Origin of the sequence: Proteus faecis, assembly GCF_030286765.1 — a bacterium.
GTDB lineage: Bacteria > Pseudomonadota > Gammaproteobacteria > Enterobacterales > Enterobacteriaceae > Proteus > Proteus faecis.
Window position 1 is genome coordinate 12,900 of record NZ_JASVWV010000008.1, and the last position, 14,464, is coordinate 27,363.

Sequence of the window (14,464 nt, forward strand, 5' to 3'; positions counted from 1 at the left end):
TTTCTATCTATTATCGTTATATTACTTAGCTAAATAATAATTATTTTTTATTCGTATTTAATATTAAATACTCAAATGCCTCCTTGGCATATCGCGCTACTCTAAATATGGCTTTATGATCTTCTTTAAGTATTTTTAACCATGATGCAATATAACTTTCATGTTGCAAATGACCTTGAATACCTAACTCAGCACATAAAAAAGCCGCTCCAATTTCTGCAATAAGTTCCTCAAAAGCATAAACTGGGTTACTCATTTTTTGGGATAATGGAGTCATTATTCCTTTTCGAGCAAGTCTTGAAGCATGCCCCGTAGAATGCACCAATTCATGAAGTAATGTGCAATAGTAATCTTCCACTGAATGAAACTGCCCCATTTCTGGGATAACAATATGATCATTTTTCGGATGATAATATGCACAATCCTGATAACGATGTATCACCGGTACACCACTACTTATCACCACACTCTCAGCTCTATCAATACGTTCAACATCAAGAAGAACTGGCTTTTTAGCATAAAAATGCTCTGGCAAATTTTCACATTGTTCAATATTAAAAAGATGGAAACGTGCCATAAAACAGCGTGATGAATAAGTTAGTTTATCTTCAACCTCACTGTCAGAACTATCTTCAGTAAAAGGTTTAAATAACGTAACTAATGTAGATTTTTCGCCTCTGCGAACACTGCCTCCTGCACATTTTGCTTGATTAAAAGTCAGCCATCGATTTGAATTAACGCCTTTTTCAACCGCTCCTATCCATAACAGCATGACATTAATACCACTGTAATGTCGCCCCGTTGCTGCATTAACAGGTAGCCCTTCATTTTCAGTATCCCAAGTTTTACGCCAAGGTTCTGTTCCTTTTTCTAATGCTTCAATAATCTTATTTGTCACTATGTGATAAAGATCGTTTTGCCGTGAGGATGTACGACCTATTAATTCCTGTTTCATAGGCAATTCCTGTTAAAAAAGGGGAATTGCCACCAAATGGGGAAGCAATTCCCATTTGGGGTGAAATAAAGAAAGTTGATTTAATAAATATTGCAATCGCCCTAAGGCATTTCTTTCAGATTGCGGAAATATTGGCTGTTGTTATAAACAACGAATTAACAGGTAAACGTTATTAATTTTATGTGCTATAAACAAGTTTGTTTTATTAATCATTCATATCAAGTTTATTGTAGACATCTTCATTATAAATTAGATTCAAATCTAGTAAGCCTATAAACTTCATAAAATAATCAAACAAAAATATTTTTTCGAGAAAAAAAAGAATTACAATAAGTTTATTTTAAAAAATTAATAATGAAAAAAATAGGTTCTTATATGAATACAACGATAACAATAGATTATTTATATAATAATAAATATCGATTTTTATAACGAGAAAAACCACCCTAAGGTGGTTTTTCCAAGATGCTTTTTTCGCGAGAGACCTCAAAGAGGCGACTCCGCCTTAATATGAAGATTAAGCCATACATACCTAACACCTGTCAATAAATTTTTGGAGTAAATCTGTGATATATTCTGATTACATATCTAAAAGTAGATTAGATATTTATGAGAAACATTTAAAAGTGCAACCCACTCAAGTTATTGCAGCCTATCATTGGAATAAAGCCTTATCAGGCGCAATGTTACCCGCTTTTCAATGTTTAGAAGTCACATTAAGAAATGCTATAAATTTAGCTATTTTATCTCATCCTCCTAAAGGTTCTAAAGGATTATGGACTCCTAATAATAACTGGATTACTGATCTACCTAGATATATAGGAAATAGTAAAATAAAACCGATTGAACGATATAAACGAGCAACATTAACTAAACACAGGCAAGATACTCATGGCTATTTATTAGATCAATATGGAAATAAAATATTAGCTCGAAAAGTAAAAGAAGAAAATCTAGTTCAACAAGCCAAAGAACTTATTAGTAAAGAGGGGAAAAAACCAACCCCTGATAGAATCATTTCAGGTTTAACTTTTGGATTTTGGGTTCATTTACTCACATCAATATACGAAGATACACATGGATATAGACTCCTTTGGCCAAATCTTACGCCTATAGTATTTCCAAATGCACCAATGGGTTACGAACGCTCAACGATTCATGATGCATTTGTTAGAATTAAAACATTACGCAACCGATTATCCCATCATGAAGCAATTTGGAAATTTCATTATGATGATCCATATACAGGAAAACCTAATTATAAGACCCCGATTTATGGTGCTCATGCAAGCTGTAATCTTTTACGTAAACATTATGATGATATATTAGATATGATAGGTTGGATAAATTTAGATAGAAAAAATACTTTTTTAAAATATTCAGCAAATCTTCGCTTCTACGCCCTTTGCTCTGTTAATGGACTTAATAGCTATATAGATCCGGATAAAATAAGTACTAGAGTAAATATTTCACGGGGTGGAAGAGGAATTAGAAAACTATTAAAAGTGCTGAGTCGAAATGACTTTATGAGACTAACTAAAAGTAACGAAACTATATTAACTATTGGGGCTGACAATTCAATGAAAATTGACAATACTTAATTTTTCTATATGACTAAATTTATTTGAAGATCATGGTAAAAACCTAGATCTTCAAATTAAAATGACACATATATTTAATTACTCATTTCCAATTTATTATAAACACGCTCAACATAGCGCCCTCGTCCATCACCATGCCCTAAATCCATAGAGACCATTGCCTTAGCTTCATCATCGCTCATTCCATTATTTTTATGATAATCCATTGCATCTACTGCCCATGCATAACGTAAGCTATGAGGTGCGTATTTACCTGTTAGCCTGGCATTTCTGACAACATTTCGATAGCGATCTATAGCAGATTTTAAATCGGGTTTATCAATCAATTTACCGTTAGATTGGGAAGCTAAATTCAAGGCTTGATTGACGACATATAACATTTTGTCACGATCAATAATGGTCGTATCTCTAGGTCTTCCCCCTTTTGTACCAAAAACAACACGAACACTTTTCTCACCTTGAAGTAGAGCGCGTTGCCATGTTTTTAATGACTTTGCTGACTGTATCGCCTCTTCAGTGCGTAACCCGAAATAACGTGCTAGTTGCATGGTCATTGCAACTCCCATATCTTGCTTTTCTGCATGATAAAAAGCAGATAAATACCGTTCTTCGCTAATAGCCACTTTCGTGCCATCACGGCTCGCATTTGATAAACCAAGCGCATGATTACTTAGCTTTTCATGTTGAGGTGAGGCAAGCTTTGTTCTGCCTGCAACCGCTAAAATATTCCTAATGCCTGCCATTTCGTTTTGAAGTGTTCTTTTCGAAATACCGTCTTCCTGACGGCTTTTGATATAAAGCTCGATATGGTTTGTTTTGATATGTTTTACATCACGAATTTGAATATTCAGTTTTGCCATTCTATCGGCAATACGAGAAGCGAGTTTCAAGCGATCCGCAACGGTTTTAAAACTTCCGCCTCCTTGTTTTGCTAATGTAGTTAATTGTTTGCTTAATTTGGACAAATAAGTTCTCCACAATCATATTTTTATATATAAAACAAAACTCCCTGACGGCATGGTTATATTTTCACTTTAGCGGGTATCTGTGCATCAGGGCGACAATAAGTTGAGTTTTTACGAGGCTCCCCAGCTCTCAGAGCTGTTCGCGGTATAAACCGTCCTGATAAATAAAATCAGACTACCTCCATCTATCAGCTTTCGCTGATATTGCCATCGATACCGAGCTAATTTCTCCTTTAATTTTTCGAGTGAGTTGTCCTTAATATTGTCACTACGAGTGTGTCAGACTGTAGTTATCATTGAAAAGGTAGATACCATAAGCTAAAGCGTGCTGTTTGCGCGTAGCGTCACTTGGTATCGCTTACGCTTTTACACAAGTGACGCTACCTCGTTTCTATCGCTTAATGCTCCTCTTGCAGATGACTTTATTACATCAGTCATAACAGAGTGCCTCAAATAGCGCAGGTGGTATCTTCATTGTTCGTATTATCTTGCTTATTATCACCCGAAGGTATCATCTCTCAGATAATGATGATGTTAGCTTGCGATTTCCCTAAGGCGCTTCTTTCAAATCGCTGGTGCAATGATTAGCACAGAAGCATTGGCTGTTGTTAAAAACAACGAGGTAATATTTGAAGAGTAAACAATAAGAATGCTTAGTAGGTAGGTTAAATTATAATTTAGCCTATTTTAGTTTTACTAATTTAAACTTAATAAAGGCCTTTCGGTGATATAGATCTCTTTTTTAAGATAAAAAATAAAAATAATCACCCAAACACTGTCATTTTATACAGTCTATGTTATTAGTATTACATTAACCTAACTAAATAGATGAGGTGTTTTATGTCTAAATCAGATCATGACTTTGTTAATATGAGCCAAGAATATGAATTAAAGGATTGGCTTTATCGTAATGGTTTTTCTAAAAAAGAAGAAAACTTTACTAAATTAAAGAATATTATTAATGTAAAAATTAAAGAAAACGATACTTCAAAAAATATTACATGGGCTACTTTGGATAATTCATTAAAAAACCATAAAACTTGGTTTTCTGGCTTAGCGGCCATCGGTGGGTAATTTTTTGAATATACCCAGATACACTATATTTAACGGGCAAATGAAATAATTTCAAGAGCCCGTTTTCTTTTAGAAGATCATTCAATTAATATTTTATATATAATAAATCATTTTCTATAACTACTTTTCACGCCAATATTTTTAACCGCATCCATCATTACCGAACCACCTTGAGCACCAGCTTGTTGTGTGCCTTTTGAACTACTTGAAATAGCTGAAGACACCGCAAATCCAAGATTTACACCACTCCAACTTACGGCACCAAACCAGAAAAGCGGTAACACAATATACATAGCGCCAAGCACTAAATTCATGATCCAACCATCAGAACCAGTGCTTGCTAACCAAATATTAAAATCACTGCTATATCCTTTGTAACTCGCATACAGTAATTCGATCAATTTATCGTCTAACCAACTGGCCAATGCCCACCAAAATGGGACAAATAGCCATGCGAACATCACAAAGGTAAGTGTAATAATTATTTTGGGTTCATAAGCACTCAGCAACAAAACCAGCGGAATAATGATAACCAAAGCCATTAGTAAAATCGCATGGATCATCGGTAAGCCTTGACGCAATGCATCAAAAGCAGGTAGTTGTGTCGTTTGAGCTAAGAATGCCCCTAAACTACTGATAGCCTGTTTTATTCCTGTATCAATACTTGCACTTTGACCTTGCTGGTTACCCATCATATAAGTGTCACCACTACTGGCTAAATGGATACTTTGAGGACTCACTAACCAACGTAATAATCCCTCTTCCCAATTATCTGGTGACTTGGCTTTCATCATATTAATGGTGCGTGGTTCGAAATGGGCTAATAAACGCTTTTTTAAGCCTTGAGTCGTCGAATTCCACCATGCTTTACATGTTGGATAACCGCCACGACCAACATTGGCATATCCGCTATCTCGGTTTTCATTATAGGACCATGCTTGTTGAGGGGATGTTGCAGTATAGTAATCGTAATAACCGATTGTATTCAAAAAATAATCAGAGCCAATCCAATTAGCACCCTCCATTATTTGAGGAGATAATCCAGAATGAAGATTTTTTAACTTATAATATGCTTTGGCATAGCATTGGGTCGCAAATGCTTGTACTTCTTGGCGAAGAATAGGATCTATTAATTGAGTATTCTGTACTTCAAAACGTAGCAATCGAAAATCATTACTACAAGGAATAGTCGCGATAGTTGCATGCGTCACACCTTTAGATAATGAATGAACTAGATACCACCACAAAGGTACTTTTGCCGTTTGACCATTAAATTCTGCTATTAACGCACCATATCCTGAATCTGCGGGTTTCGGCACATTAATACTACATTGTGCTGAGCGAGTACGATCAAAATGTAATGTAGAAACATTGATTTTCCACAACGGAACGGCACAAAACGTCATCACAACAAACGCAATATAGAGCGTATTTTCCATACGCGATAAGACTAAAATCCCTTTATTACCTTCATCCTCTCCCTCTTCTCGTGCTTTTAACCAGATCCCTGCAATTTTAATCGCTAATGGAAGGGCAAAAAGACCTGTTGTGATAATGAGCATCCACAATGAATTGTTAATCAGCCATGCCATAAAAAGTAATACAAGTTCAAGATAACTCTCTGTCGTCATCTTAATGATCTACCTTCTGATTTAACTGATGAATTGCCTTATCACTTTGTGTGATGGGTTGATGGGCGCCATTTTCAGTATCACGGCTTTCTTGTCGGCTCAACACCATTAACAGCGTGTTATTGCTAATAGATTTACGAATTTCCATTTCATTTTTTAATGCCAGAATTTCTCTATCGAGGAAAGTAAGACGGCGATCCGTTTCTTCTAATGCTATTTTATGCTCAGCGACATGAGGTTCTGATTGCCCTGCAATCAGCATTCTTCGCATACCAAATGCCGTTGCAATGGTATCTGACATCGCCAATTCACCTGCCAAACGTTGTACTAATGCCACATTATCAGGATCCTCTTTTAACGCTTGAATAACGCCTCTTGATACCGCTAAATCACCTGTTTTTAATTGTGCTAAATTTGTCGAATTCGGTTTTAAATGCCCATTCACAAGCTTAATTAATAGAGCCATGTTCTCTTGTGTGATTTCTTCAAGCATTGGCGAGAACCCAACACCTACCGTTGATGTACCTGATTTATTTTCTTCGCCTCCGCTACGACATTCTTTTGTTTCAGAACAAGTGCGGATCGCCCTATCCCCCAATACACTCACAACCGCTTTCGCAGCTTCGTCACTGGTTTTATAACGTCGGCAAAGAGAGCCATTACAAGCAGACTCATTAACTAGATGATGGCTTGTGATGGGCTGTTTATTCAAAATATTAAAACCGGCTTTTGCCAGATCATAAGTGGGTTTGATTGCGGGTTGACCGATACCGCCTCGTTTTTTACCACCAATCCACCTAACTCCCTCTTTTCCTGTTGAGGTTTTCAATTGATTATCGGCACTGACTGCATCTGATGTGGTTGCGACAACTCGTTTAAACTCTTCTCCAATAGCAGACTGCGTCCATTGATTTGAATAGGCATAATCCGCCATTTTCTGCGACATTTTTTGGCAATTGAGTTGGGCTTTATCGAATGAGACACTGGCTTGTAATACACCGTTAGTGAGCAACTCATAAAGACCAGGATTAGCACGCTGAATAATCATGGCAGGTAAACTTGCAACGGCACCCGTGGCGCTATTGATGACATTGCTCATCATATCTTTAAAACCACGCGTGGCACCATTTAGCTGATTTTTAACCGTAGTATTGATATCAAAATTACCGCACATCAAATCGCTATTCCAACCCAGACCGATACTAAGCTTTTGCATATTACTGTGACTCGGCGGTTGTGAAATCACCGTTCCACCGCCTATGGTATAAAATAAGTAATCACTGATTGCTCCTTTCATGCCTTTACTTGAGTCCGTGCTAACAACATGGCTATCGACTTCAAAAGTAGCAAAAGCAGGAAAACTCAAGGCAAAATATCCCACCACAACACAGCTATAAAGCCAGCTTTTATCTTTCATACACTTTCCTTTTTATTGAAAATTAAAGCTATACAGAAAAATTTGTCCTCGACGTTTACAGCATTTGTAAGGTTGCCAAAGTGCCCACGCATAACCGCCATCATTCGCAATAGGTTGAGCATCATCAGGAAAAGTAGAACAAGAAGAGGAAGTTGAAGGCGAAAGTCTTTGCCATTTATGATTGCGAGTACCTGTATTTTCAGTAATAGGCTCTGGCGCCCAATATCCATGATAAGAACGGCTTATTAACGGTTGATAAACATGAAGCTGTCCTGTTCGTGTCACAATATCGATAGCCCGTTGAGCCACAACTGCCGAGGCTTTGTAGTCATTTACTTGTGTCACAAAACCACTGCGAGGATAAATATTGCCCCACATATTGCCCTTAACTGTGGAGCCTATTTCACGCATATTTGGAATTAACGCTTCAGGATAAAGAGATTCAGGTAAGCCAGAACGCCACATCAATCCATCGAGGGTACTGAGAAAATAAGGCATAAAAGCTTTAATTGGGCTAGAGCAAGCATAATTTATTTGCCTCATGAATTGCCCAAATATAGGAGACGCTAATGCAGGATGTCCAATCACATCCGCATTCTTAAAATATAGGTTATTTTTATTTCTTACTCGTTTTTGTTTATTGGCGCCACCACCTTCAGCAAAGCCCGATATTCCTGCTCCTAAAGGTGATATTTCTGCCCATGGATTGCTCCCTGTTTGGTCGTAACTAGAAACAACGGCATTAGGAATATAATGACTGACTTTTACTGATGTTTTTACTGAGCACCCAAATGGTGTGCAGAATAGCCAGTAACATATCCCCACAATTTTGTATTCCAAACAGTGTGGTGATAATGCACTTGCAATGATTTGAGCTGAGTTAATCGCATTTGCTGATATGGGTTGAAAAGTAAGACAAAGTGCAAACGCACTAAACCGCTTTAATCGCCCCATTATTGGTGTTCCAAAAATTCAGTGAGATGTTTTTCAGCCAGAACAACATCAGTGATGCCATAAACCACATAGCGATCATCAAAAACAACCGCAGGATATTTCGCGAGTTTCAATGAATAAGCGTGAAGAACACCTTGATAAGCTTGTGTGATTTGTTGCTGTTTTTGTTGCCAATTTGCTGACTGAATAATACTTCTCACTTGCTGTTCTGCTTGCTTGGGATCACGCGATAAATCATTAAATAATTGCTTTTGAATAATATCAGGTGAATCCAAATAAATAATTTGGTTACCTTCAGTATTAAGTAAAGGAATATTGCTATCAGTGTAGATAGTAGTTGATGCAACTGATTGAGTTGAAAGCACTAATAATAAAATTAATAGTTTTGGTGGTTTCATAAAGCACCCTGTAAAAAGAAAAGGTATAGGGTGCTTTGAATTGGCAGGAAATGCAGTGAAGAAGTGTTAATTGGATAATATTTGTTTATCTATACTCAAAAATATAAGTCTAGAAATATGATAATACCTTGAATTTAAAGATAATAATATGTTGCATTATAAAATGTTATTTAAACTTTTGTAATAATATTTTTATACGCACTAATGATATAAAAATATTAAAATCATTTACTTTTCTAACCATATGAAAATAACACCATAAAGTATAAGAAGAATAATATATATATTGAATGCTAACTAAAGTTAATCCTCCAAAAAAAAACCAGTCCAATAAAGATTTTGGAAACTGATTTTCACTAACCACAAAAAATGTAGCCCCACATCCAAAAACAATACCTAAAATAAGGACAATGATAGGAATTATAATCATCTTAGTTTTCATTTTAACATTGAAATCATTATAACTATAAAAGTCTTTTAATAAAAAAATGGAATTACAAAATTTAATATTTTTCAATTTATTAGAGATAAAATACTTTAAGATATAATCATTTAACAAATAGTTTGTTGACATTTTATAATCTAATAACATCAATTCTTGCTTATACTTATCTAAAGGTTCATGCTCATCAGCGCACTCTTTTAGATATGTTATAGCCTCGGATTTTTCTTTGTTGGATAACGAAAAAAATGTATCAAAAAATAATAATTTTTTAAAAAATGGTAATAATGGTATAAGTATTTTCAACCCGTTTAATATAGAAGAAACATCCATAAAAACTCCTTTCTTAAAATTATAAAATTTTTAGTTTATTAAAAAACACTTACTAGAATTAGCAATTATAGCTAAATAAAAAAATTTTTATAAATATAAAATTGAAGAAAGATTTCTAACGCCTTAGAATATAGTCAACTGGCAGGATTAATGGAACGGCTTCCATTCCTGCGACGCCTTAAGTGGCATAGCCGAAAATTAAAGTTTATGAAAAAGAACCCTCGTGGTTCTTTTTCTGTTTGTGTTGTAATCATGCTTTCCTCTTTGTCATTACGCTTTTCTTTCATATATACAATCTCCTCTTATTTAGTTAGTAACGCTTCTAAACTATTCCATTGATATTACAAAAATAAGTAAATTATTGAGCATAAGAACAGATATTGAAGTTTATATTGAGATAACCAAACTTTAAGCTAGTATTGTTTAATCATTTATTTTTTAGATAGTTTATCACCAAGTTTTGGTACTTGTGATAAGACTTACTTTTAGTCAAGGATAAGGAACAAACATGACTTTTTGGGAAAAGATAAAAAAACGATTTTCAGCAAAAAAGAATGATATTTCAGATGATGAACAACAAGGTGATTACAATACTCTAACCCCTAAAATAGTTACTGATGATACTGTCAAACCCTATTTTAAAGCCTTAGATTTCGCCTTTTCTAAAAAAGATGTAAAAAATATTGCAATTACAGGACCTTATGGTGCGGGGAAAAGTACTGTTATTTTGTCCTATTTAAACTTTAGAGACACAAAAAATTTTATTAATGTATCTTTAGCTGATTTTTCCATATCTGGTAAAAATGATCCTGAACCACCTGAAAATACAGAAATAGAGCTAAGTATACTTCAACAAATTCTATATAAAGAAAATAAAGATAACCTACCTGACTCACGTCTTGACCGTATTCAAAATAGAAATAAAAAACATATTTTTTCTTTATTTTTTAATACGATATCAATAATTATTCCTTTAATAATATTATCAATATCTTTATTCCCCAAAAAAATATTATCATGGTTTAATATTAATGAAGTTATTATTAATAACATTATAAATGCTTATCCTGAAAGATTATTTATTAGCCTCATAATAGGATTAGTTTTTGTTTTTTGTGTTGTACGAAGTGCATCTAAAGCCGGCATATTCGACAAAAAAATTAAACTTAGCAAAATAGCTTTTTTGCAAGGTAGCGTTGATCTCACCTCTAATGAACAGCCATCCCTACTAAATAATTGCTTAGACGAAATCGTCTATTTTTTCTCTCGTTCAAAGTATAAGATTGTTATTTTTGAAGACCTTGACAGATTGGGAAATACTGAAGTATTCATAAAACTGAGAGAAATTAATCAGATTGTTAATAATAACATTTCAACTGATCCAGTCAGATTTATTTATGCTTGTCGTGATGATATCTTTCTTGGTGCAGATATTAAAACTAAGTTTTTTGACTTTATTCTACCCATAATTCCTATAATGGATTCAAGTAATGCTTATACACTACTAAAAAATAAATTAAATAATTTCCCTGTAAATAAACAGTTAGTTTTAAAACAGATGTCTGCATATATTAATGATATGAGATCGCTTCAAAACATTGTTAATGAGTTCAATTTATTTAAAAATGTCGTCAATAATACTAAAGATCAAGAGAAGATCTTTGCTTTAATATTTTATAAAAATATTTATGCACAAGATTATAATCTTGTAGATAAAAGACATGGTGTACTTTATTCCATTATTCAAGATTATCGTCTTTATAAACTACATAAAAACCATTTTGGTTTACTTGATAAAAAATTAGAAGAGCTTAACAAAAACTTAATAGCCATAAAAAATGAATCTGCAACTTCCGATATGGAAATACGTAAACAAATTATTAGCAAGTTTATTCATCCAGAACTATGGAATAAAATCTACTTCGCTAAAGAAAATCATGGTTATAATCGACCTTATAATAAAGTTTCACCAGAAAAACTTATTGAAAACGAACAGGAATTTATAGTTTTTTTTAATGATGAAGAACCGATATATATAGGATATGGCCATAATGGATACAATGACTTTGTCAAAATTAAAGAAAACTTAATAATTGAAGAATATAACCGACGAGTTGAATTTGTTAAAAATAGTAAGGCAGAAGAATATAAAAAAACCATAAAGGAGATAAAAGAAACTAAAGAAAAAATTAAAACTAGAAATGCAATTACTTTAGCTAAACTATTAGAATTAATTGGTTGGGAACAATTTAAAATTCTTGCTGAAAGTTATATTGAAAAATGCAATATTCCTGAAATTATTAACTCTGAGCAATTAAAAACGCTCAAAAGTGGATTTGATTTTGGTGGTTTTGAAGCTTTATATCATCTTCTTACTAATGGCTATATCATGCAAGACTACATGATGTTCCGCTCAATTTTCCATCAAGGCTCTATATCTATTAACGATAATGATTATATCCAAGAGGTAGGTCGTCATATTAGCTTTAAGGAAATTAACGAGAATTATTTCTTAGATAAACCAGATGATGTTCTAGCAGAATTAATTGAAAATAATTATTTATATCGTTCTGGGGCACTTCATTACCAAATCATAACTTTATTATTAGAAAGCAAAGATTATAAAAAAAGAGATCTCTTATCTTCGATGATAGGTATTATTTTCACATACTCATCAATAGATATTTTAGAAATATATTCTATATTAGAAGATAAGTTTACAGATTATAAAAACTTTATGAATTTCATTCTATTATCTCTAAAAGAAAATAGTTATTTAGACAAAATGATTACCGTAATTGAAGATCATGAGCAAAACCATACATCTATATCAATAGCAACTAAAATGATTGCTTTGGTATCACCGGATATTTCAGAAGATAAAGGAAAATATTGTCAATTTATTATAAATCAAGGATTTAAATTGATATCAAGCGTGGAGGAAGAACATATTCAATATTTTCTTGATAATATAAAGAAACTTGAGGTGATTTATAACGATATTTCTATGCCTATAACACCTAATGAAACTATAGCACTAGAATTTATTGCTAAAAATAAATTATATAATCTCGATAAATCCAGTTACCGAATCGTAGTTGCTGGATTACTACAAGATAAAAATGTCTCTTGTGAGCAAGTTGATGAGCATCCTTGGTCATTAATAAACGATGAAGAATTAACTGATGTTAAATCTTATATAAATGATAATATTAATACTTTCGTATCAGAAATTTTTATATATTCTAAAGAAAATAGTGAATCAATTGTTTCTATTCTTACTCATCCAGATCTTGATAATAGTCTTAAAGTTAAAATACTTGAGGAAATGCAATTTACTATAGATAATTTACGTAAATTCCCAGAAAAAATAGACACTGAAAATAGTGATAATATTTATTCTTATCATGACCTTTTCTTTCATCATAATCATGTTACACCTAGCTGGAAAGTGTTATTAGATTATATCTATGAAGATTGCAATTTAGATGTATTAACTCAATATATTGAAGAACATGCACAAATTCTAAGCTATGATGAAATAGATCTGATTGAAGGGGACAATTATGACCTTTTATATATGAAAGTTATTTGTAATGATAACATTAGTGACAATGCATACAACTTAGTGTTAAAACCTGTTTATATAAATACTCATTCCTGGGATGAACAACTAAGCTTAGCTAATTTCCTACGATTAATAGTGAATAACAAAGCACCATTAAATAATGAATCTTATAAAAATGCAATACAATGCTTTTCTCCAAATGAGAGTAAAGAGAATATAGAATCTTTTATATTATGGCTTTCTAAATTTAAAGAAGTATTATTTTCAGACGAAAATTATTATTTATTTTATGAACAAGATAATGAACTCCTCGAAAGTATGTTGATTGCTATTAATGATTCCAATCTATTTTCAAACTCAGAAAAAGCATCATTATTATATAAATATCGTGAAGAATGTCATGAATCATTCATTGACGAACTAGATATCACTAATGAAATATTAATATCATTAATTAAATTATCAAATAATGATAATTTTTCTATTAACCTAATAGTACGATTAATAAATAACAATTATAAGGATAGAGAAGAAATCGCTAACCTTGTGGATAAGCTTCAAGAAAAAGAATTTAATAAAATATTTAATCAAAAAACTGCAACTTTGAATCTTAACAATAACCAAGATGCAGAGTTACTATTTTCCACCTTAGAGAAAGCAAAACTAATCAAGAAATGGATATCAAGGAATGAAGGGAAATATTATATTGATTGTATTTATGAAGAAAAAAATAATTTTTAATTAACGAATAAAAGGGTGAATTAAATATTTAACTCACCCTTTATTTAAATAATTAAGTTTTATAACTTAGATGTTTTTATCTAACCAATAGGTTATTTTTTCCAGATGTTCAAACAAAATAGTTTGTCTAGAAATTTGAATCCTCGTTGGCTGATATAATGTTGCATGAGATGCTATTAAATCAGTATAAAGCTTTTGAAGTTCCTTCATAAACTTTATTTGCATTTCTTTGCACATATGTATCTCTCCTTGTTTTATTGTTCTTGCCCAAACGCTAGCAGTATTTTTTATCTATTAAGTTCATAATTATAAAAAATGAAAATTTACTGAGGGCTTTTTATGAAGTGATTAAATACTATCTCCATGCAATAAATTTGCACATATA

At 32.8% G+C, this 14,464-nt stretch carries 10 protein-coding genes; 3 read left to right on the plus strand and 7 right to left on the minus strand.

The annotated features are described in order from the left end of the window. Positions 1-40: 40 nt before the first annotated feature. Positions 41-955 carry an ArdC family protein gene (locus tag QSH13_RS11415; protein WP_286039203.1) on the minus strand — a complete coding sequence of 305 codons (915 nt, stop codon included), beginning with the start codon at positions 953-955 and terminating at the stop codon, positions 41-43. Between the two features lie 566 nt (positions 956-1,521). Here QSH13_RS11415 and QSH13_RS11420 point away from each other — a divergent pair. Then, positions 1,522-2,556: an Abi family protein gene (locus QSH13_RS11420; protein ID WP_286039202.1), complete on the plus strand. Its 1,035-nt coding sequence runs from the start codon at positions 1,522-1,524 to the stop codon at positions 2,554-2,556. A gap of 74 nt (positions 2,557-2,630) precedes the next feature. Here QSH13_RS11420 and QSH13_RS11425 read toward each other — a convergent pair whose 3' ends face one another. Then, a complete protein-coding gene (locus QSH13_RS11425) occupies positions 2,631-3,521 on the minus strand; it encodes an integrase domain-containing protein (protein ID WP_286039201.1) in 891 nt (296 codons plus the stop codon). Positions 3,522-4,361: 840 nt separating this feature from the next. Between QSH13_RS11425 and QSH13_RS11430 the strand changes: the two genes are divergently transcribed. Further along, positions 4,362-4,595, plus strand: a complete 234-nt coding sequence (locus tag QSH13_RS11430; protein WP_286039200.1) for a hypothetical protein — start codon at positions 4,362-4,364, stop codon at positions 4,593-4,595. Between the two features lie 107 nt (positions 4,596-4,702). Here QSH13_RS11430 and QSH13_RS11435 read toward each other — a convergent pair whose 3' ends face one another. The 5 genes from QSH13_RS11435 to QSH13_RS11455 form a co-directional block, all read right to left on the minus strand. Continuing rightward, a complete protein-coding gene (locus tag QSH13_RS11435) occupies positions 4,703-6,226 on the minus strand; it encodes a conjugal transfer protein TraG N-terminal domain-containing protein (RefSeq protein WP_286039199.1) in 1,524 nt (507 codons plus the stop codon). A gap of 1 nt (position 6,227) precedes the next feature. Then, positions 6,228-7,643, minus strand: a complete 1,416-nt coding sequence (locus tag QSH13_RS11440; RefSeq protein ID WP_286039198.1) for an integrating conjugative element protein — start codon at positions 7,641-7,643, stop codon at positions 6,228-6,230. A 12-nt stretch (positions 7,644-7,655) separates the two neighbouring features. Further along, positions 7,656-8,597 carry a TIGR03756 family integrating conjugative element protein gene (locus QSH13_RS11445; RefSeq protein ID WP_286039197.1) on the minus strand — a complete coding sequence of 314 codons (942 nt, stop codon included), beginning with the start codon at positions 8,595-8,597 and terminating at the stop codon, positions 7,656-7,658. Continuing rightward, positions 8,597-8,995 (minus strand): TIGR03757 family integrating conjugative element protein, encoded by a 399-nt coding sequence (locus QSH13_RS11450; protein ID WP_286039196.1) that lies wholly within the window; start codon positions 8,993-8,995, stop codon positions 8,597-8,599. Before QSH13_RS11450 ends, QSH13_RS11445 begins: the two co-directional genes overlap by 1 nt. A 166-nt stretch (positions 8,996-9,161) precedes the next feature. Next, on the minus strand, positions 9,162-9,770 hold the full coding sequence (locus tag QSH13_RS11455; RefSeq protein ID WP_286039195.1) for a hypothetical protein: 609 nt from the start codon (positions 9,768-9,770) through the stop codon (positions 9,162-9,164). A gap of 508 nt (positions 9,771-10,278) precedes the next feature. Between QSH13_RS11455 and QSH13_RS11460 the strand changes: the two genes are divergently transcribed. Then, entirely contained in the window at positions 10,279-14,079 is a 3,801-nt protein-coding gene (locus tag QSH13_RS11460) for a YobI family P-loop NTPase (protein WP_286039194.1), read from the plus strand. The last annotated feature ends 385 nt before the right edge of the window (positions 14,080-14,464 follow it).